We start from the raw sequence: 19,658 nt of genomic DNA on the forward strand, positions 1-19,658 counted from the left end.
TAGGTACATCCAGCCGGTGGACACAAGATCGTCCGGGCCGGGGGAGGAACGGGGCGCCTGCCGCGATCACGCCGCCGTGTCCGGGCCGACGGTGCGCAGGAACTCCTGGAAGTCGCCCAGGACGCTGTCGTGCTGCGCCGCGGTGGCGGTCAGCACCATCCGGATCACCGCACGCTCGTGCGGGTCGTTCACGTCCAGCATGGACAGGTAGACCTGGGACTGGACGAGGTCGCGGCGCACGCCGCCGGCAACCGCGGAGAAGGTCACCCGCTGGGTCAGTCCCGGCGAACCCGCGGAGCCGATCTCGCGGCGGTGGGTCACCTCCACGGACTCGCCGGCCTCGCGCAGGCGCTCCACCGAGGTGTCGGCGAGCTCGTCCAGCGTCACCGCGTCCGGCCGGTACTCGCCGTCGATGGTGATGTTGGCGGTGAACCCGGAATCCGGATGCGGATGGAGCGCGACGAAGGCCACGCCCGGCGCGCCGACCTCGTCCGGAGGGGCCGGCCGCCATCCCTCGGGCAGCCGGAACTCGATCGGCACCGGCAGTGTCGTGGGCATCTCGTGACTTCTTTCCTCGGGAGCGCGGCTCAGTCGAACCAGCCGCTGACAGTGTCCTTGACCGAGCCGGCCGCATCCCCGACCGCATGGGCAGCGTCCCCGACCGCGTCGGCCGCGTCCCCGGCGGCGTCACTGATCTTGTCCGGGTCGAACGTGAACTCCGCGCCGACGGAACCGCCGAGGCCGAGCGCGACGCCCACCTTGGTGCCGACGTGGAACTTGCCGTCGTCGCCCTTGCCGAAGGTCACCTTGGCCTCCGCGCCCGCACCGGCCCATCCCTCGGCCGTCGCACCCGCGCCGATCCCGGCGACCTCCGCGCCCCCGGCGACGGTTCCCTTCGCCCCGGCGAAGGCCTTCGCGCCCGCGTTGACGCCCTCCAGGCCGACCCCGGCGCTGGCCTGGGCCTCGCCGCCGGCGAAGCCCTCGGCCCGGCCGTATCCCTCGACGTACCCGTACCCGGCGCGTCCCTCGGTCATGGCGCGACCGCCCGCCGACACTTCGGCCTTGCCGGTGACGCCCTTGTCCGTGATGCCGACGTTCGCGCTGGCCCGGGCCCCCGCGTAGGCGTCGGCTATCCCGGAGAGCCTCATCGACCCGTTGGTCAGCGATCCCTCCGCGGTGGCGTGGCCGAGGTCGGCGTACGCCTTGGCCGAGCCCTCCTTGCCGTACTTGGGGCCGGAGGCCTTGGCGCCCGCGTCGGGCCCGGTCGCGCTCGCGGAGCCCTCGGCCTGCCAGCCGTCCGTCCTGGTGCCGACGTCGGCGTCCTTGGGCCCCGGGACCGGGACCTTCGCCAGTTCGCCCTCGGGGTGCGCGTTGAACCCGTTGAACGTCTGGTCGCCGCCCTTGCCGAAGGCGTCCCGGTTGCTGTCGACGACAGCGGCCTCCAGGGCGATCCTGACGTGCTGGTCGGCCTCGGAGGCGGCCTTCACGCGGTCGTCCACGTAACTCTGCCACTTGGTGACCGCCGTGCGGATGGAGGCTTCACCGTCGGGGTCGTGGTGGTAGGCGCTGCGCTCGGCGGGGGTGAGCTTGGAGTAGTCGAAGGCGACGCGTCCCTGCTCGGAGACGGTCATGCCGGCGGCGACCGCATCGTCGCGCGCGCTCTCCAGCTTCGACTTGAGATCGGTCAACTGCTCGTGGGCGTCCCGCAGGAGGCTGGCGATCGCCTTGGCCTGGGTCTGCGCGGCGGCGTACTCGTAACGGGTCGCCGCGAAGCCCGACTGCGCCGATCCGGCGCTGACACCCGCCCAGTCGGGCCCCATCGTGATCTTCTGGACGGTGTCGCCGTAGCGGGTCTCGACCTTCTTCAGCTCACCCGCCATGGAGTCCCACTTGCCGGCGGCCGTCGTCAGCAGTCCCAGGTCCGTGGTCATGACCTCGTGATACGTCAGCACCGCGCGCCCCCTACAGCCCGTTCAGCTTCGAGTCCGACAGCAGGAACTGGTTGCCCAGACCGGTGTCGTTGCGCACGAAGAGCCCCGATGCCCCGCGCAGCGCCGTCTTCTCCCCGGACAAGCGGCCCATCAGGGTCTTCACCTGCTGGTCCCAGGTGTCCGCGACCTTCTTCAGGGCGGCGGCCGTCTCCCAGCCCTCGAAGCCCTTCCGGGCCGTGTCGGTGGCGTCGTCCGCGTGCTCGGTGGCCTTCTTGGTGTCCGGCTCGAGCTCGGTCTCGATCGTGCCCGCCGCCGCCTGCTTCTCGGCCGGAGTGGAGGCGAAGTCCCCCGGCCCGCCGGGGGCGAACGGGCCCGCCGGCGCGCCGTTCAGCCGTGTGCCCACGTGCTGGTCCGTGACGCCCGCGCGCTCACGGTCCCATTCCCGTGCGAAATCCCCTGACATGATGCGTCCCCCGTCCGATTGGCAGGATCATATGCGCGCCAATTGTTCGGGTGCGAACCGCCCCTTGTACGGATTCTCCGAGCCCTCCGCCCCGCCCACGACCTGCCCGCGGGCACCGCCCGGGCGGGGCGGAGGCGTTGCTCAGTAGATGTGTCCCGTGTGCGCGAGCGCCTGCTTCAGCAGGACGCCGTGCCCGCCCGGCATCTCGCTCTGCACGGCCTGGGAGGCCGCCTCCTGCGGACTGAACCAGACCAGGTCCAGCGCGTCCTGCCGGGGACGGCAGTCGCCGGTCACCGGCACGACGTAGGCGAGGGACACCGCGTGCTGACGCGGGTCGTGGTACGAGGTGATCCCGGCCGTGGGGAAGTACTCGGCGACCGTGAAGGGCTGGAGGGCGGCGGGGACATGGGGCAGGGCCATCGGACCGAGGTCCTTCTCCAGGTGGCGCAGCAGCGCGTCACGGACCCGCTCGTGGTGCAGGACCCGGCCGGACACCAGGGTCCGGCTGACCGTTCCGTCCGGACCGATGCGCAGCAGCAGCCCGACGCTGGTGACTTCGCCGCTGTCGTCCACGCGCACGGGCACAGCCGTCACGTACAGGATCGGCATCCGGGCCCTGGCCAACTCCAGCTCATCCGTGGTCAGCCAGCCGGGCGTGGTTTCGGTCATGTCAGACATTGCTTGATCATACTTTCCGGGTGGGGTCGCCGCCAGGATTCCCGGGCCGATTCGGGTCAGATACTGGCGAGCAGATCCTCCAGCGGCGCCGGAACACGGTCGGCGCGGAGCGCCTCGACGAGGGCGCGGCCGTAGTGGATCTTTCGGCCCTTCTTCGTGCCGAGGAAGCGCCGCAACTGCTGCTCCGGGGTCCGGCCCCGCTGCGCGGGCTGGCGCAGGAAGGTCCGCAGCGGCCGGAAGTCACCCTCCGCCCGCACGAGCTCCTCCACCCGCGCCGCGCCCAGCGCGCGGATGAGCTCGTCCTCCAGATCCGCGGCGCAGACGAAGAACCCTTCCGGCGCCGCACCGGCCCGCTCCAGGCCGCGGGCGTAGTAGCCGCGCTCCGCCTCGTCGCACAGGCCCGTCAGGCGCAGGCCCAGGCCGGACGGCCCGAGGAGCCGGGCGAAGCGCCCCACGCTCATCGCGCCGCCCATCGGCAGTACGCAGACGCCTTCGGCCGCCAGGTCCCGGCCGCGGCTCGCGGCCAGGGCGTCGACGGCCGCGGCGTCGCTCAGCCCTTCGAGCAGGACGACGACCCGGACGGGCAGCCGCGCGGCGAGCTCGCGCGCGGCGTCGCCGAGGCCTCCGGTGTCGTTGGGGCCGCCGGTGTCGCCCGGGCTGCCGGTGTCGCCGGCGGCCCACGCGGTCACCGCCGCCCCGAACGCCCCCATGTCAGCCATGGGACGAGTCTGCGCCCTTCCCGGCCGCGCCGGTGGGGATTTTCCCCGGAGGGCCCCGGCGGCGTACGGCAGATGGGGGACGCGACTTGTGGAGCGGCCTTCCGGTCAGCACGCTGGCTCCATGCTCCCACCCGCCCCCGGTCCGGTCCGGTCTCCCGCGAGCACCCGGCCCGCCGGTTCCCACCGGGCGCTGGTGGCGGGGTCCGTCGGCAACTTCATCGAGTGGTACGAGTTCGGCGTCTACGGCTACTTCGCCACCGTCATCGCGGCGCACTTCTTCACCCCCGAGGGCGGCAGCGAAGTGGAGGCGCTGGTGCGGACGTACGCGTCGTTCGCCCTCGCGTTCTTCTTCCGGCCCGTCGGCGCGGCGGTGTTCGGGCGGCTCGGCGACCGGATCGGCCGGCGCCCCACCCTCGTCCTGGTCGTCTGCCTGATGACCGGCGCCACCACGCTCATCGGCGCGCTGCCGACGTACGCGTCCGCCGGCGCGGCCGCGCCGTGGCTGCTGACGCTGCTGCGGATCGTGCAAGGGCTCTCGGCGGGCGGGGAGTTCGGCGGAGCCGTGTCGGTCATGACGGAGTCGGCGCCGCCGGGCCGCCGCGGACGGTACGGGGCGTGGCAGTCGTTCACGGTGGCGCTCGGCCTGCTCGCGGGCGCCGCCGCGACCGCGCTCCTGGCGACCGTACTGACCACCTCGCAGCTGAACGGGTGGGGCTGGCGGCTGCCCTTCCTGCTGACCCTGCCGCTCGGGCTCGGCGCGCTGTGGCTGCGCCTGCGCCTGGACGAAACGCCCGCCTTCGCGTCGGCGGTCACCGGGCGGAACGCGCCCGTGCGCAGACCCCCCGCCGCGGAGACCGCCAGGGCCGTCGCGCTGGGAGTCGGGCGGCTGACGGGGTGGTCGGCGGCCGGCTACACCTTGCTGGTGGTCCTGCCCTCGTACCTCCAGAGCACGCTGAACGCGACGTTCCAGCAGGCACTGGTCGCCACCGTCCTGGCGAACCTCGGCTTCGCGGCGTCGATCCTGCCGGCCGGCGTGCTGAGCGACCGGATCGGACGGCGCGCGGTGATGGTGGCCGGAGCGGTGCTGGTCGCCGTACTCGCCCTGCCCCTGCTGCACCTGGTGCAGGACCCCGGCGCCACGGTGTACGCGAAGGGGGCCGCCCTCCTCGGTGCGGGGGCCGCCGTCGGGCTGATGGCGGGTCCCGGCCCGGCGATGCTGGCCGAGATGTTCCCGACCAGCGTGCGCTACACGGGGCTCGGGCTGGCGTACGCCCTGTCCAACGCCGTGTTCTCCGGCTGCGCGGGGCTGATCGTCACCCGGGCCGTCGAGTGGACCGGGGACGTGGACGTTCCCGCGTACTACGCCGCGGCCGCCTGCGCGGTCAGCGTCGCGGCGCTGCTGACGCTGCGCGGGGACGACCACCGGCGGGCGCTGCGGTGAGCGGCCGGTGAACGGCCTGCGGGTGGTCGGGCTGATGTCCGGCACTTCGTACGACGCCATCGACGCGGCCGCCGCCGACCTGTCCCTGGAGGGGGACACCCTGGTGCTCACACCGCTGGGCATGATCAGCACGGCGTACGGGGACGAGCTGCGGGCGGCGCTGGCCGGGGCGCTGCCGCCCTCCCGGACCGACCTGGCCACGGTGTGCCGGCTCGACACGCGGATCGGCCAGGCCTTCGCCGCGGCGGCGGTGCGGGCCGACCTCGAACTGTGCGGCGGACGGGCCGACCTGGTGGCCTCGCACGGGCAGACCGTCTACCACTGGGCCGGGGCCGGCCGGGTCCACGGCACCCTCCAGATCGGCGAGCCGGCCTGGATCGCCGAGGCCACCGGCCGCCCCGTCGTCTCCGGGTTCCGCACCCGGGACGTGGCCGCCGGGGGACAGGGCGCACCCCTGGTCAGCATCGTCGACGTCATGTGGCTGCGGGGACGGCCGGGGGTGCCCGTGGCGCTCAACCTCGGCGGCATCGGGAACCTGACGGTGGTGCCGGACGCGGCGGCCGGCGAACCGCTGGCCTTCGATACCGGGCCCGCCAACGCGCTGATCGACGCGGCGGTACGGGAGCTGGCCGGGCCCGACGCCTCCGGAGCGGCACGCCCGATGGACGCGGACGGCGCGCTCGCCGCACGCGGAACCGTGCACGCGCCGCTGCTGCGCAGGCTCCTGGAGGAGCCGTACTACGCCCTGCCCGCGCCGAAGACGACGGGCAAGGAGCTCTTCCACCTGCCCTACCTGCGTGCGGCGCTGGCCCCGTTCGGGCCGCTGCCCGCCGAGGACGTGGTCGCCACCCTGACCCGGCTCACGGCACGGACCGTGGCCGACGCCGTACGGCCCTGCGGGGCGACGGAGGTGATCGCCTCGGGCGGCGGGACCCGCAACCCGGTGCTGATGCGGTGGCTGCGCGAGGAACTGGGCGGGGTCGGCGGGGACGGAAGGGGCGGCTCCGGATCAAGGGGCGGCATGTGCGCAGGGGACGGCACGGGCGTACCGGTGCGGACGTCGGACGAGCTCGGGCTGCCGTCCGGCGCGAAGGAGGCGTACGCCTTCGCCGTCCTGGGCTGGCTCACCGCGCACGGCCTGCCCGGAACCGTCCCCTCGTGCACCGGCGCCCGCCACGCGGGCGTCCTCGGCTCGATCACGCCCGGCGGAGCGGGCCTGCGCCTGCCGGAGCCGCTGGGGACGGCGCCCACCCGCCTGACCGTGCGCCCCGCACGCACCCAGGGCTGACGGGGTCGACCGCACCGCACCGCAACCGCACCGCGGCCCGGCAGGCCCCGGCCCCCCGCAGTGCGCGGACCACGGGCGTCCCGGAGCGGACCGCGGTGATCCAACATACGATGGGCGGGAACCGGGCGCGGGCGGCTCGCCGCGCCGCCAGTCGAGGCCGCTCGGGGCGGGAGACGCATGCCAGAGGTCGCCGATGCAGCGCGGACCGTCATCCTGACCGTGGACGACGATCCGGGAGTGTCCCGTGCCATCGCCCGTGACCTGCGCAGACGCTACGGCTCCGGCTACCGGATCGTGCGCGCCGAGTCCGGCGAGTCCGCCCTGGAGGCGCTGCGCGAGCTGAAGCTGCGGGGCGACCTGGTGGCCGTGATCCTGGCCGATTACCGCATGCCGCAGATGAACGGCATCGAGTTCCTCGAAGAGGCCCTGGGCATCTACCCGGGCGCCCGGCGCGTACTGCTGACCGCGTACGCGGACACCAGCGCGGCGATCGACGCGATCAACGTCGTCGACCTCGACCACTACCTGCTCAAGCCCTGGGACCCGCCGGAGGAGAAGCTCTACCCGGTCCTGGACGACCTGATCGCAGCCTGGCGCTCCAGCGACCACCGGCCCGTTCCCGCCACCAAGGTGATCGGCCACCGCTGGTCGGCGCGCTCCTCGGGGGTGCGCGAGTTCCTGGCCCGCAACCAGGTGCCGTACCGCTGGTACTCCTGTGACGAGCCGGAGGGGCAGCGACTGCTCCGGGCGGCCGGGGCCGACGGACAGCGGCTGCCCGTGGTGATCACTCCCGGGGGCGCCGTGCTGATCGAGCCGGACGCCCCCGACCTGGCGGCCCAGGTGGGGCTCGCCACGACGCCGACCTCCGACTTCTACGACCTCGTGGTGATCGGCGGCGGCCCGGCCGGGCTCGGCGCGGCCCTGTACGGGGCCTCGGAGGGGCTTCGGACGGTACTGGTCGAGCGGTCGGCGACCGGCGGGCAGGCCGGGCAGAGCTCCCGCATCGAGAACTACCTAGGCTTCCCGGACGGCGTGTCGGGTGCCCAGCTCACGGACCGCGCCCGCCGCCAGGCCGGCCGGTTCGGCGCCGAGATCCTCACCGCACGCGAGGTCACGGGGCTGGAGGCCAACGGCGCGGCCCGCGTCGTCCGCTTCTCCGACGGCTCGGCGATCGCCGCGCACAGCGTCATCCTGGCGACCGGGGTGTCGTACCGGCAGCTCCAGGCGCCGGGCTGCGACGACCTGACCGGCTGCGGGGTCTACTACGGCTCCTCGCTCACCGAGGCGGCCTCCTGCCTGGAGCAGGACGTGTACATCGTGGGCGGCGCCAACTCCGCCGGACAGGCGGCGATGTACCTGGCGCGGGGCGCGAAATCGGTGACGCTGGTGGTGCGCGGGGAATCCCTGACCGCGTCCATGTCCCACTACCTGATCCAGCAGATCGAGGAGGCGCCGAACATCACGGTGCGCACCCGCACCGTCGTCGAATCGGCGCACGGAGACGGCCACCTGGAGCAGCTCACGCTGCGCGACGTGGACACGGGAGCGACCGAACTCGTCGACACCCAGTGGATGTTCGTCTTCATCGGCGCGGCCCCGCTGACGGACTGGCTCGACGGTACGGTGCTGCGCGACGAGCACGGTTTCATCCTGGCCGGGCCCGACCTCACCCCGGACGGGCGGCCGCCGGCCGAGTGGGAGCTGGACCGGCCGCCGTACCACCTGGAGACCAACGTCCCCGGCGTGTTCGTGGCGGGCGACGCGCGCGCCCGGTCGGCGAAACGCGTCGCGTCCGCCGTCGGAGAAGGAGCCATGGCAGTGATGCTCGTCCACCGTTACCTGGAGCAGTCGTGAGCGGGCAGGTCATGCCCTGCGCCCCGCAGGAGATCGCCTCGCTGTTCCTGTTCGAGAAGCTCTCCCCGGAGCAGCTCGGACGGCTGTGCGCCGAAGGGCGGGTGGAGCGGTTCGAAGCCGGTCCCGTGTACACCGAGGGCGCCCCGGCCACCTGCTTCTACGTGATGATCGAGGGCACCGTCGTCCTGTCCCGCCGGGTCGGCGGCGACGACGTGGAGGTGGCCCGGACCTCGCAGCGCGGGGTGTACTCCGGGGCCATGCAGGCCTACCTGGGCGACCGGGTCCCGCAGACGTACAACAACTCCATGCGGGTGACCGAGCGGACGCGGTTCTTCGTGCTCCCCGCGCAGTCGTTCGCCGACGTCATGCGGGAGTGGTTCCCGATGGCCGCGCACCTGCTGGAGGGGCTCTTCTTCGGCTCCCGGAGCACCCAGCAGGCCATCGGCCAGCGCGAACGGCTCCTGGCCCTGGGCTCGTTGTCCGCCGGACTCACCCACGAACTCAACAACCCGGCGGCCGCGGCCGTACGGGCCACCGCCACCCTGCGCGAACGCGTCGGCAAGATGCGGCACAAGCTCGCCCACATCTCGCAGGGCAACTACCCCCGCGAGGCGATCGCCGGCCTCATCGACATCCAGGAGCGCACCGTCGAACGCGTGGCGAAGGCGGTGGCGCTGAGCCCCCTGGAGGCCTCCGACCGGGAGGACGAACTCGCCGACTGGCTGGAGGACCACGGCATCCCGGACGGCTGGCGGATCGCGCCGACCTTCGTGCAGGCCGGGCTGGACACGGACTGGCTGGAACAGGTCGCGGACTCCGTGGCCGAGGAGATCCTGCCCGGGGCCATCGGCTGGCTCAACTACACCGTCGAGACCGAGCTGTTGATGGACGAGATCGACGACTCCACCACCCGCATCTCCCACCTCGTGGACGCCGCGAAGCAGTACTCGCAGCTCGACCGCGCCCCGCACCGGGTCGTCGACGTCCACGAACTCCTCGACAGCACCCTGGTGATGCTCTCCGGCAAGATCGGACCCGGGGTGCGGGTGGTCAAGGAGTACGACCGCTCCGTACCGGACGTGCCCGCGTACCCGGCGGAACTCAACCAGGTGTGGACCAACCTCATCGACAACGCCGTCTTCGCCATCCGGAGCACCGGACGCGAGGGCACGCTGACGGTCCGCACGGCGCGCCAGGGGGACCGGCTGCTGGTGGAGTTCCGGGACACCGGCCCCGGTGTCCCCGCGGACATCCGCAGCCGGATCTTCGACCCGTTCTTCACCACCAAACCGGTCGGCGAGGGCACCGGCCTCGGCCTGGACATCTCCTGGCGGATCGTCGTCAGCAAGCACCACGGCAGTCTCCAGGTCGAGTCCGTACCGGGGGACACCCGGTTCCAGGTGCTGCTCCCGCTGACCGCCCCGGAAGCCGAAGCGGAAGCCGCAGGCGAAGCGGAAGCCGAAGCCGAGCCCGCGACCGGGACCACCGGGACCGGGACCACCGGGACCGGGTCCACCGGGACCGGGACCACAGCGACCCCCGAGGAGTCCGCATGACCGCCATCGACGGAGTCGACCAGAGCGTCCCGCCCACCGGCACCGGCTGCGCCGAGTGCGACGCGGTCGGCGGCTGGTGGTTCCACCTGCGGCGCTGCGCCCAGTGCGGTCACGTCGGCTGCTGCGACTCCTCGCCCGGCCAGCACGCCACCGCCCACTGGAAGTCCACCGGACATCCGCTGGTGCAGAGCTTCGAACCTGGCGAGGACTGGTTCTGGGACTACGCGGGCAACGAGCTGTACGAGTCCGGTCCCGCGCTGGCACCTCCGGCCGGACACCCGGCGGACCAGCCGGCCCCGGGCCCGTCCGGGCGCGTACCCCAGGACTGGACGCGGCAGCTGAACGGCTGACGGGGCGCGTGAACGCTTGACGGGAGCGTGAACGGCTGACGGGCGCGTGAACGGCCGACGGGGCGCGCCCGCGCTCACCCCATCGGCCCTGCACGGTCCGCGTCGGCGGTGGAGCTCCCCGGAGGCGGCCACGGCGACGCCGCTCAGGGGCGTCGGGCCGCCCATACGCTGCGCTCGGTGCGGACCCTCAGGTCCTCGCGTCGCAGAACGCTTTGCGGGCCGTCGGTGTCGAGCAGCTGGTCGAGCGCGGTCAGGTCCTCGGCCGCCAGCATCCCGGCGACACCGCCGCGCAGGCGGCGCAGGCTGCCGAGCGCGTAGCGGCTGACGGCTTCGGTGTGGGGCGGGCCGAGGTTCACGGTGATCGTGCGCTCGCCCTCGACGGTGAAGCCGGCCGCGGTCAGCATGGGGCCCCAGTCCGCCCCGCGGTGCGGCATCTGCTCGGCGTGGTGGCGGTCGAGTGCGGCATGGCACCGCTCCTCGAGCCCGGGCCGACCTTCCGGGGCGCCTTCGGGCAGGAACCGCGGGAAGCCGGCGAGCTCGACGACAGCGAACAGTCCGCCCGGCGCGAGCGCGTCGCGGACCTGGCGCAGGGTGCGCTCGGGGTCGGCCATGTGGTGCATGGAGGCCGAGGCCCACACCAGCTCGGGCGTGCCGAGGTCGGGCCAGGTGGTGTCCAGGTCGGCCTCAACGGTGCGGACCCGGTCGGCCACGCCGTGCGTCCCGGCCTTTTCGACCAGGCGCAGCAGATGGCCGGCCGAGGTGTCGACGGCGGTCACTTCGGCGTCGGGGAAGCGCTTCAGCAGGGCGAGGGTACCGGCTCCGGTCCCGCTGCCCAGGTCCACGATGTGGCGGGGGGCGGCTTCGACGGGCAGCCACGCGGTGATGGAAGCGATGTGCTCGGCGAGGACTTCCGCGTCGAGGTCCAGGATCTCCGCCTGGCCGTCGGTCTCGTGCTGCGTGCTGTGCCGGTCTCCGTGCTGGTGCACGTACGGTTCCCCCTGCGGCTGCTCGTGCGGCTGCCCGTGCCGGTCTCCGCGCCGCTCGCCGTTCTCGTGCCCGTGCCGGTGGACCGGGTGCGCTCCGTGGTCGTGCGCTGCGTGCGGGGCTGTGTGTGTCATGCACCCACGCTAAGAGGACCAGGGGCGTGCGACACGGTCGCTTTCGCGATGCGCAAGACGATGGCCGCCGGGGCTGCCGTTCCGGCAAGCGGCCCCCCCCACAAGGGGTGAGCCGCGCTCCGTCCGGGGCCGGAGCGGGTCCGCGTCGTGCTCCGCGTCAGGGCGACGGGCGGCCGACGGCGTTCCCGGCCTTCTCGCCGCTCTGGTGCCCGCGGCGGGCGTCGCGGTCGAAGATGCCCAGGATCTCGCAGGGGCCGCCCTCGGCGCCGATCGCGTGCGGAAGCATCGTCGGGAACTCCGCGGCCTGATTGGTCTCCACCCGGAAGCGGCGGTTGCCCAGCATCAGGATCGCGGTGCCGGACAGGACGACGAGCCATTCGTGGCCGGGGTGCGCGCGCATGCGCGCCGGGTTGTCGGGCGGCGGGTCGGTCATCCGCTGACGCACGACCGTCATGCCCGGGTCCGCCTTCACCGGCCACCGCATCAGCTGGTGGGCCGCATCGATCACCGGGCTGGCGATCACATCGTCCGTGGCCGTCTCGACGAGCTGATCGAGCGAGGTGTCCAGGGCGCGGGCGAGGGTGACGAGCTGGTCCAGAGCGAGGCGGCGCTGACCGGTCTCGATCCGGCTGAGGGTGGAGGGGCTGAGCCGGGCCCGGCCGGCCAGCTCGTCGAGCGACCACCCCTGCGCCACCCGCAGCGCGCGGATCCGTTTGCGCACCAGGCTGTCGAGCTCACCATTGTCTTGCGTCATGGGCAACATCGTATGCCGCTTGCGCAAAGGCTGCTTAGCCTGCGATCCATTCGGGCCCGCACCGGGCCTGCCCCATCAGGAAGGCCCCGCTGTCGATCACGGCGACCGAGCGGCGGGAGCGGGCGAGTACGCCCCGCAACGCACCCGCCGAGGGCGTGCACGGCCTGCTGGGCCTCGAGGGCGTGGCCCCGGCGGAGCTGCTGCGCCGGGGAAGGGAGGAGGTACGCCGTTACGGCGGGCGGATCCTGGCCGGCGAGGTGACCGCCGCCGTCCCGGCCGACCCCACCGGCGCGGTGGACCCGCGCTTCACCGTGACCCTGGCCGACGGCACCGCTCTACGGGCGCGCCGACTGCTGGTGGCCACCGGCCTGCGCGACGTACTGCCCGAGGTTCCCGGGCTGGCCCGCCACTGGGGGCGCGGCGCGGTGCACTGCCCGTACTGCCACGGCTGGGAGGTACGCGACGAGGCCATCGGGATCCTGGCCGTGGGCCCGGCCTCCGTCCACCACGCGCTGCCCTTCCGGCAGCTGACCGACGACCTGGTCTACTTCCGCCGCGGCACCGCCCTCGACCAGGACACCCGGGCGCGCCTCGCGGCCCGTGGCATCCGCGTCGTGGACACACCCGTGGCCGCGGTCGAGTCCGCCGGGGACGGCTCCGTCGAGGGCGTGCGGCTGGCCGACGGCCGGATCGTTCCCCGCCGGGTCCTGGCGGTCGCGACCACGCTGTGGGCCCGGGCCGACGGCCTCGGCGGCCTGAACCTGCCGATGAGGGACCTGCCGGACTCCATGGGCCGCCACTTCGCGACCGGCCCGGCGGGGACCACCGAAGTCCGGGGCGTATGGGTGGCGGGGAACGCCACCGAGCCGATGGCCCAGGTCGGAGCCTCGGCCGCGGCAGGCGCCCTGGCCGGATCCCACATCAAAGCCGATCTGGTGAGCGCCGACACGGACGCGGCCCTCGCCGCCTCCGGTCGCTGACCCCTTCCCGCGCCGACCACTGACGGAGTGGAGCCGGGCGGAGCGGGGGTGTCAGGATGTCCGGATGACAGAGAGCGAAGCGGACCTGCCGGCCCTGCTGCGTCAGCTCGACGACCCCGAGTGGCTGGAGTGGCCGCGCGGCTACGACCGCCGAGCGAGCGCCGTCCTGTTCGGCGCTCTGGTGGCCCGGCTCGAAGACGACTTCGAGACGCGCTGCGAGTCCGAGCGGGACACCCAGGACTCCAGCGAGTACGGACGCGTCGTCGTGCCCGCGGAAGCGACCGTGTGCGGGACCCGGATCGTCGTCTGCGTGAGCAAGTTCGGCTCCCTCGCGTTGGTGTGCGCCGACAACCCGGGCGCCTACTTCGGCACCGACGACGCCCAGGCCGAAGGCGCCCTGGACGCCGCCGATCTCGCCAGGGCGGACCGGGCCCTGGCCGACCTCGGGTACCCGGTGGTTCCCGAGGAGCTGATCGAGTCCGACTACGACGGGCCGAGCCGGCTGCCCTGGCACGTGGAACGGGCGACCTGGTGGCACCGCTACTTCGGCATCTTCTGACCTCCCCCGGCCGAGCGGACTGCCCCGGCGGCGAATGAAGTACCCGGGCCGGGGCAGGCGAGTTCGGGCGGGGCGCGAACGGCGCCGCGTGCGACATCGGAAGAGAGGGACGGCCGAGGAGACCTCACCGCCCCCTGTCTGGCGAAGGAGTTGTTTTCGCGTGACTGAGCATGTGTGGAGCTACACGTCGACCGCCGGCCACCTGAGCGGGTCCGATCTGACCGGCTACAAGGTAGAGGCGACCGACGGGAACATCGGCAAGGTCGACAAGCACTCCGACGAGGCCGGTGACGCCTACCTGGTCGTGGACACCGGGGTCTGGATCTTCGGCAAGGAGGTCCTGCTCCCGGCGAGCACGGTGATCCGGATCGACGTGGGCGAAGAGAAGGTCTACGTCGACGGCACCAAGGAGCAGATCAAGAACGCTCCGGAGTTCCACCGCGAGAAGCACCTCGACGACGTCGGCTACCGCGAGGAGCTGGGCACCTACTACTCCGTCGGTGGCTTCGGCGGCCGCATCATCTGACCCGGTGCCGGGCATGGACACGGGCCCGAACTCGACGAGTTCGGGCCCGTGTCCATGCCCGGCCGCGTTCCCCGTCTCCCCGACGGGCATCGGAGTGGCTCCGCCGTGGCGGTCGGGTGATGTGTCCGGGGCCGCAGGTATGTCGCGCGTCTGTGCGATGCCGACTCTGCCTTGTTTGGATCATGACCTCACTTCGCCGCCCCAGGCGCGCACGCCTGATCGCGCTGTGCGTCGCCGCCGTCGCCGCCCTTCCGCTCGCCACTGCCGCCGGTGTCTCCGCCGCACCCCAGACCACCCGAGCCCCCTCCCCGGGCGGGGACGGCAAGGAGGTGCTGCGCGAGCGCACCTTCCCCCTCAGGACGGAAGCCTTCAGCGAGCTGTGCACCGCTGCCCCGTTCGGCGTGCCGCGCGAGCGCACCTTCGAATTCTTCGACGACGTCCGCGTCACCGCGGTCGAGGAGGGGATCGACGACGACCAGGGAACGCTCACCTGGAGCGGTCACGTCAAGAACAAGCCCGATACCAGTGTGGTCGTCTCGATGCGCGGCGTGTGCGACACCGATCGCACGCCCCAGGGCGCCGTGGTCGTCGAGGTCGTGGCCGACCTCGGAGAGCGCGTCTACCACCTGGAGACCCTCCCCGGCCGGCCTCCCCGGCTGCATGCCACCGAGGAGGACCCCGACCACCGTCCGCACCGCGCCCCCGACCAGCCGTTCAACGCCTCGGCCTCCGCGTCGGACATGCGCGAGTCCCTCCGGGGACGGGCCGCGGCCACGGCCGCCAACCCGGCCGTCATCGACGTCATCGCCGGCTACACCTCGAAGGCCGTCACCGCGGCCGGCGGTGAGCAGCAGGTCATCAACACGATCCACTGGGCCGAGCGGAAGATGAACGAGGCCCTCGCCGACAGCAACATCCCCGCCAGCATCGACATCATCGGCACGTACAACACGGACTACCGGGGCGACAACACCTCGTCCCTGATGCACGACAAGCTGAACGACCCCCAGGACCAGGCACTCGGCGCGACCGCGGCCGAGCTGCGCCGGCGCTACGGGGTGGACCTGATCACCATCGTGAACAAGGTCGATCCGGGGCAGTCCTCCGGCCAGGGCAATCTCCCCGAGCGCGGCGTCTTCAACTCCAAGGAGGCCTTCTCCGTAGTCGACTTCACCTCGCTGACCGACTGGTACAACCTCGGCCACGAGATCGGCCACAACCTCGGCCTGTGGCACGACCGCCGCACCCTGGACTCCCAGATCCCCGAAGGCAGTTGGCGAAGCGACCTCAACACTCCCTACGGAACGGGGTGGATCACCCCGAACGAGGAGTTCCACACCCTCATGGCGTACTCCAGCTCCTGCTTCAAGGCGTGCAGTGCCGTGAACCAGTACTCCAACACCGAGAACACCGTCAACGGCCAGCCCCTGGGCGACGCGAACAACAACAACGCGGGCCTCGCCCGCCTGTCCACCCCGATCGTCGCTGGCTACCGGACGCTGACCACGGCCCGTACCCGGCACGCCCTCACCCTGGACTCCACCGACGGCGGCACCATCCGGCCGGCCGTCTACGGGCCCTACAAGCCCGGCACCGTCGTCGGCGTCACCGCCCGCCCCCAGACCGGCTACCGCCTCGTCGCCTGGCTCTACGACGGCGTCCAGTACAACCCCAGCGCCCAGGTCAACATCACCATGGACCGAGCCCACACCCTGACCGGCGTGTTCCTCCCCGCCTGACGGACCCACCGCAGGGACCCGGGGAGCCGCCACGCACGGCTGCGCCCCCGCCGATCCTCCCCGGCGGGGGCGCAGCCGTGCGTGAAACCGACCGGCAAGATCAGGAAGTGACCGCCTACGGCGCGATCGGCAGCTGCCGCTTGTGCTCCGTCAGCCGGTAGCGGCGGACGATCGTGTCGAAGGCACGCTCACCGACCGGCTTGCCCTCCAGGAAGTCGTCGATCTCGTCGTACGTGACACCGAGCGCGTCCTCGTCGGCCTTGCCCGGGTCCAGCGTCTCCAGGTCCGCCGTGGGCGTCTTCCAGACCAGCTCGGCAGGGGCGCCCAGGGCATCGGCGCAGGCGCGCACCCGACGCTTGGTCAGGCCGGTCAGCGGGACCAAGTCGGCCGCGCCGTCGCCGAACTTGGTGAAGAATCCGGAGACCGCCTCGGCGGCGTGGTCGGTGCCGACGACCAGGCCGTCGTGCGCGCCGGCCACCGCGTACTGGGCGATCATGCGCTGGCGGGCCTTGATGTTGCCCTGTACGAAGTCCTGGTGGTGGGCGTCCCGGAAGACGGTGCCGCCGGCCAGCGCGGCCGACAGTGCGGCGTCGCTCGCGGGCTTGACGTCCACGGTCAGCACCCGGTCGGCGTTGATGAACCCGAGGGCGAGCTGGGCGTCCCGCTCGTCGGCCTGGACCCCGTAGGGCAGCCGCATGGCGTAGAACGTCGCGTCGTGACCGGCCGCGCGGGCCCGCTCCACGGCGAGCTGGCAGAGCCGGCCGGCCGTGGTGGAGTCCACCCCGCCGCTGATCCCGAGCACCAGGGAGCGCAGACCGGTGGAGGTGAGCCGCTCGGCCAGGAACGCCACCCGGCGTTCGATCTCCCGCCGTGCGTCGAAGCCCTCGGCCACCAGGAGCTCCCGGGCGATCTCCTGCTGCAGGGCGGTGGAAGCCGGCTGGCTCACGGCTGCTCCTCGTGGTCGTTCGTCGGTTCGTGATGCGCTGTCCCGCCGACCCTAACCGAGGCGGCCGGTCATGAGGTTCGGCGGGACCCCGGCGCCCGCCCGGAAGCTCCGCGTGCCGGGTGAGCCGCGTCTCACCGCGGCGGCGGTCCTTGTCTATGCAACGAATTGCATAGAAAGATCAGGGGCATGGCACTCGAGCACGCGATCCTCGTCTCCCTGCTGGAACAGCCGGGCTCCGGCTACGAACTGTCCCGCCGGTTCGAACGGTCCATCGGCTACTTCTGGACCGCCACCCACCAGCAGATCTACCGCGTGCTCGGGCGCATGGAGAGCGACGGTCGGCTCGACGTCCGCGAGGTGCCGCAGCGGGCGCGGCCGGACAAGAAGGAGTACTCCGTCACGGCGGCCGGCCGGGCCGCCCTCGCGGAGTGGCTCCACGAGCCGATCCAGCCGGACACCGTCCGGCACGAGCTCGCCGTGAAGATCCGCGGCGCGGCCTTCGACGACCCGGCCGCCCTGATCCGCGAGGTCGAGCGGCACCACCGGGCGCACGCCGACCGACTCACGCACTACCTGGCGGGGGAGTTGCGCGACTTCACCGGCCCGGACGCAGCGGCCGCCCCGGGCGCCGGCCGGGAACTCCAGCACGTCGTGCTCCGTGGCGGCATCGCCTACGAGCGCATGCAGCTCGCCTGGCTGGAGGACGTACTCACCACGCTCCGCGGCCTCGCCGCGCCCTGACCTGACCTGATCTGACCTGATCGGACCCGGCGCATCCTCACGCTTGCCCTGGGCCCCTCACGCTGCACCCCTCGCACTTCACCCCGCACGCTGCACCCCACATCCTCCGACCGGAAGGCGAACGCCCATGAGCGACCCGCTGCTGTTCAACCCGCGCACCTACGACCCCGCGCACTTCGACCCCGAGACCCGCAGGCTGCTCCGCGCGACCGTCGACTGGTTCGAGGACCGGGGCAAGCGCCGGCTGATCGAGGACTACCGGTCCCGCGCCTGGCTGGGGGACTTCCTCGCGTTCTCCGCCAAGGAGGGCCTCTTCGCGACCTTCCTGACGCCTGAGCCCGCCGCCGGACAGGACGAGCCCGGCAAGCGCTGGGACACCGCGCGCATCGCCGCCCTCAACGAGATCCTCGGCTTCTACGGCCTCGACTACTGGTACGCCTGGCAGGTGACCATCCTCGGTCTCGGCCCGGTCTGGCAGAGCGGCAACGCCGCCGCCCGCGCCCGCGCCGCGCAGCTCCTCGCCGAAGGCGAGGTGTTCGCCTTCGGCCTGTCCGAGAAGACCCACGGCGCGGACATCTACTCCACCGACATGCTGCTGGAGCCGTCCACCGACGCTGACGGTGCGGGTACCGGCGGCTTCCGGGCCAGCGGGTCCAAGTACTACATCGGCAACGGCAACGCCGCCGGACTCGTCTCCGTCTTCGGCCGCCGCACCGACGTCGAGGGCCCCGACGGCTACGTCTTCTTCGCCGCCGACAGCCGCCACCCCGCGTACCGGCTCGTGCAGAACGTCGTGGACTCCTCCAAGTACGTCAGCGAGTTCCGCCTCGTGGACTACCCGGTCGCCGCCGAAGACGTCCTGCACACCGGCCGCGCCGCGTTCGACGCCGCCCTCAACACCGTCAACGTCGGCAAGTTCAACCTCTGCACCGCCTCGATCGGCATCTGCGAGCACGCGATGTACGAGGCCGTCACCCACGCGCAGGGCCGGATCCTCTACGGCCGCCCGGTCACGGCCTTCCCGCACGTGCGCCGCGAGCTGACGGACGCGTACGTCCGCCTCGTCGGGATGAAGCTGTTCAGCGACCGCGCCGTCGACTACTTCCGCTCCGCGGGCCCCGACGACCGCCGTTACCTCCTCTTCAATCCGATGACGAAGATGAAGGTGACCACGGAGGGCGAGAAGGTCATCGATTTGATGTGGGACGTCATCGCGGCCAAGGGCTTCGAGAAGGACACCTACTTCGCCCAGGCCGCCGTCGAGATCCGCGGCCTGCCGAAGCTGGAGGGCACGGTCCACGTCAACCTCGCGCTGATCCTCAAGTTCATGCGCAACCACCTGCTGGAACCGGTCGAGTACGCCCCCGTGCCGACCCGGCTCGACGCCGCCGACGACGGGTTCCTCTTCCGTCAGGGTCCGGCCCGCGGCCTGGGCTCCGTACGCTTCCACGACTGGCGCACCGCTTACGACGCGTACGCCGCCGTGCCCAACGTCGCCCGGTTCCGCGAACAGGCCGACGCCCTGTGCGAGTTCGTCACCACGGCCGCCCCGGACGAGGCGCAGAGCCGTGACCTCGACCTCCTCCTGGCGGTCGGCCAGCTGTTCGCGCTGGTCGTGCACGGCCAGCTGGTCCTGGAGCAGGCCCGGCTGACCGGTCTGGACGAGGACGTGCTCGACGAGCTGTTCGGCGTGCTCGTACGCGACTTCTCCGCGCACGCGGTCGAGCTGCACGGCAAGGACTCCGCCACCGAGGACCAGCAGACCTGGGCCCTGGGCGCGGTCCGCCGCCCGGCCCTCGACGCCGACCGCGCGGCACGGGTCTGGGCGAGGGTGGAGTCCCTGGCCGGGTCCTACGAGATGGCGCCCTGACGGATCCGCTGCTCCACCGGAGGCCCCGTACGCGGCTACGTGCCCGCGTACGGGGCCTCTTGCGTGCTGCCGGACTGTGGCGCACCCGAAAAAGTTCCATACAATCGTCTTGAACAACTGTCATAGACGCTTGTATGGTTACCCC

The 19,658-nt window shown here is 72.5% G+C and carries 19 protein-coding genes; 11 read left to right on the forward strand and 8 right to left on the reverse strand.

All coding sequences use genetic code 11. The annotated features are described in order from the left end of the window. Window positions 1-66 precede the first annotated feature (66 nt). The 5 genes from OG904_RS32400 to OG904_RS32420 all read right to left on the reverse strand — a co-directional run bounded on the left by OG904_RS32400 (window position 67) and on the right by OG904_RS32420 (window position 3,791). The gene (locus OG904_RS32400) at window positions 67-558 is read right to left on the reverse strand and encodes a hypothetical protein (protein WP_405497154.1); all 492 of its coding nucleotides are present in this window, start codon (window positions 556-558) and stop codon (window positions 67-69) included. Window positions 559-587: 29 nt separating this feature from the next. Then, window positions 588-1,931 carry a hypothetical protein gene (locus tag OG904_RS32405; protein ID WP_405497156.1) on the reverse strand — a complete coding sequence of 448 codons (1,344 nt, stop codon included), beginning with the start codon at window positions 1,929-1,931 and terminating at the stop codon, window positions 588-590. A gap of 31 nt (window positions 1,932-1,962) precedes the next feature. Further along, window positions 1,963-2,394 carry a hypothetical protein gene (locus OG904_RS32410; protein WP_405497158.1) on the reverse strand — a complete coding sequence of 144 codons (432 nt, stop codon included), beginning with the start codon at window positions 2,392-2,394 and terminating at the stop codon, window positions 1,963-1,965. A 141-nt stretch (window positions 2,395-2,535) separates the two neighbouring features. Next, window positions 2,536-3,063, reverse strand: coding sequence for an NUDIX hydrolase family protein (locus OG904_RS32415; protein ID WP_405498387.1), 528 nt, complete (start codon window positions 3,061-3,063; stop codon window positions 2,536-2,538). 65 nt (window positions 3,064-3,128) lie between these two features. Further along, window positions 3,129-3,791 (reverse strand): TOPRIM nucleotidyl transferase/hydrolase domain-containing protein, encoded by a 663-nt coding sequence (locus OG904_RS32420; protein ID WP_405497160.1) that lies wholly within the window; start codon window positions 3,789-3,791, stop codon window positions 3,129-3,131. Between the two features lie 121 nt (window positions 3,792-3,912). Between OG904_RS32420 and OG904_RS32425 the strand changes: the two genes are divergently transcribed. The 5 genes from OG904_RS32425 (at window position 3,913) to OG904_RS32445 (ending at window position 10,280) form a co-directional block, all read left to right on the forward strand. Beyond that, a complete protein-coding gene (locus OG904_RS32425; RefSeq protein ID WP_405497162.1) occupies window positions 3,913-5,232 on the forward strand; it encodes an MFS transporter in 1,320 nt (439 codons plus the stop codon). Between the two features lie 16 nt (window positions 5,233-5,248). After that, complete coding sequence (locus OG904_RS32430) at window positions 5,249-6,520, forward strand: anhydro-N-acetylmuramic acid kinase (protein ID WP_405498389.1); 1,272 nt, start codon at window positions 5,249-5,251, stop codon at window positions 6,518-6,520. 177 nt (window positions 6,521-6,697) lie between these two features. Continuing rightward, window positions 6,698-8,374, forward strand: coding sequence for an FAD-dependent oxidoreductase (locus OG904_RS32435; protein ID WP_405497164.1), 1,677 nt, complete (start codon window positions 6,698-6,700; stop codon window positions 8,372-8,374). Between the two features lie 11 nt (window positions 8,375-8,385). Further along, window positions 8,386-9,930: an ATP-binding protein gene (locus OG904_RS32440; RefSeq protein WP_405498391.1), complete on the forward strand. Its 1,545-nt coding sequence runs from the start codon at window positions 8,386-8,388 to the stop codon at window positions 9,928-9,930. Then, window positions 9,927-10,280, forward strand: a complete 354-nt coding sequence (locus OG904_RS32445; protein ID WP_405497166.1) for a UBP-type zinc finger domain-containing protein — start codon at window positions 9,927-9,929, stop codon at window positions 10,278-10,280. The genes OG904_RS32440 and OG904_RS32445 overlap by 4 nt, the downstream gene beginning before the upstream one ends. A 143-nt stretch (window positions 10,281-10,423) precedes the next feature. Here the strand turns inward: OG904_RS32445 and OG904_RS32450 are convergent, their stop codons facing one another. Both OG904_RS32450 and OG904_RS32455 read right to left on the reverse strand, forming a co-directional pair. After that, window positions 10,424-11,398: a class I SAM-dependent methyltransferase gene (locus tag OG904_RS32450; RefSeq protein ID WP_405497168.1), complete on the reverse strand. Its 975-nt coding sequence runs from the start codon at window positions 11,396-11,398 to the stop codon at window positions 10,424-10,426. A gap of 157 nt (window positions 11,399-11,555) precedes the next feature. Further along, window positions 11,556-12,152, reverse strand: coding sequence for a helix-turn-helix domain-containing protein (locus tag OG904_RS32455; RefSeq protein WP_405497170.1), 597 nt, complete (start codon window positions 12,150-12,152; stop codon window positions 11,556-11,558). Between the two features lie 74 nt (window positions 12,153-12,226). On the opposite strand from OG904_RS32455, the gene OG904_RS32460 reads away from it, so the two are divergent. The 4 genes from OG904_RS32460 to OG904_RS32475 all read left to right on the forward strand — a co-directional run bounded on the left by OG904_RS32460 (window position 12,227) and on the right by OG904_RS32475 (window position 15,956). Next, window positions 12,227-13,132: an NAD(P)/FAD-dependent oxidoreductase gene (locus tag OG904_RS32460; RefSeq protein ID WP_405498393.1), complete on the forward strand. Its 906-nt coding sequence runs from the start codon at window positions 12,227-12,229 to the stop codon at window positions 13,130-13,132. A gap of 64 nt (window positions 13,133-13,196) precedes the next feature. Beyond that, window positions 13,197-13,691 (forward strand): hypothetical protein, encoded by a 495-nt coding sequence (locus tag OG904_RS32465; protein WP_405497172.1) that lies wholly within the window; start codon window positions 13,197-13,199, stop codon window positions 13,689-13,691. A gap of 160 nt (window positions 13,692-13,851) precedes the next feature. Continuing rightward, window positions 13,852-14,217: a PRC-barrel domain-containing protein gene (locus OG904_RS32470; RefSeq protein WP_405497174.1), complete on the forward strand. Its 366-nt coding sequence runs from the start codon at window positions 13,852-13,854 to the stop codon at window positions 14,215-14,217. 182 nt (window positions 14,218-14,399) lie between these two features. Beyond that, entirely contained in the window at window positions 14,400-15,956 is a 1,557-nt protein-coding gene (locus tag OG904_RS32475; protein WP_405497176.1) for a M12 family metallo-peptidase, read from the forward strand. Window positions 15,957-16,071: 115 nt separating this feature from the next. On the opposite strand, the gene nadE is transcribed toward OG904_RS32475, so the two are convergent. Then, on the reverse strand, window positions 16,072-16,902 hold the full coding sequence (nadE, locus tag OG904_RS32480) for an ammonia-dependent NAD(+) synthetase (protein WP_405497178.1): 831 nt from the start codon (window positions 16,900-16,902) through the stop codon (window positions 16,072-16,074). A gap of 186 nt (window positions 16,903-17,088) precedes the next feature. On the opposite strand from nadE, the gene OG904_RS32485 reads away from it, so the two are divergent. Next, on the forward strand, window positions 17,089-17,643 hold the full coding sequence (locus OG904_RS32485) for a PadR family transcriptional regulator (RefSeq protein ID WP_405497180.1): 555 nt from the start codon (window positions 17,089-17,091) through the stop codon (window positions 17,641-17,643). A 127-nt stretch (window positions 17,644-17,770) separates the two neighbouring features. Further along, entirely contained in the window at window positions 17,771-19,513 is a 1,743-nt protein-coding gene (locus tag OG904_RS32490) for an acyl-CoA dehydrogenase family protein (protein WP_405497182.1), read from the forward strand. Window positions 19,514-19,658 lie beyond the last annotated feature (145 nt).

Source organism: Streptomyces sp. NBC_00096, from assembly GCF_045041305.1.
In the GTDB taxonomy this organism is placed as follows: domain Bacteria; phylum Actinomycetota; class Actinomycetes; order Streptomycetales; family Streptomycetaceae; genus Streptomyces.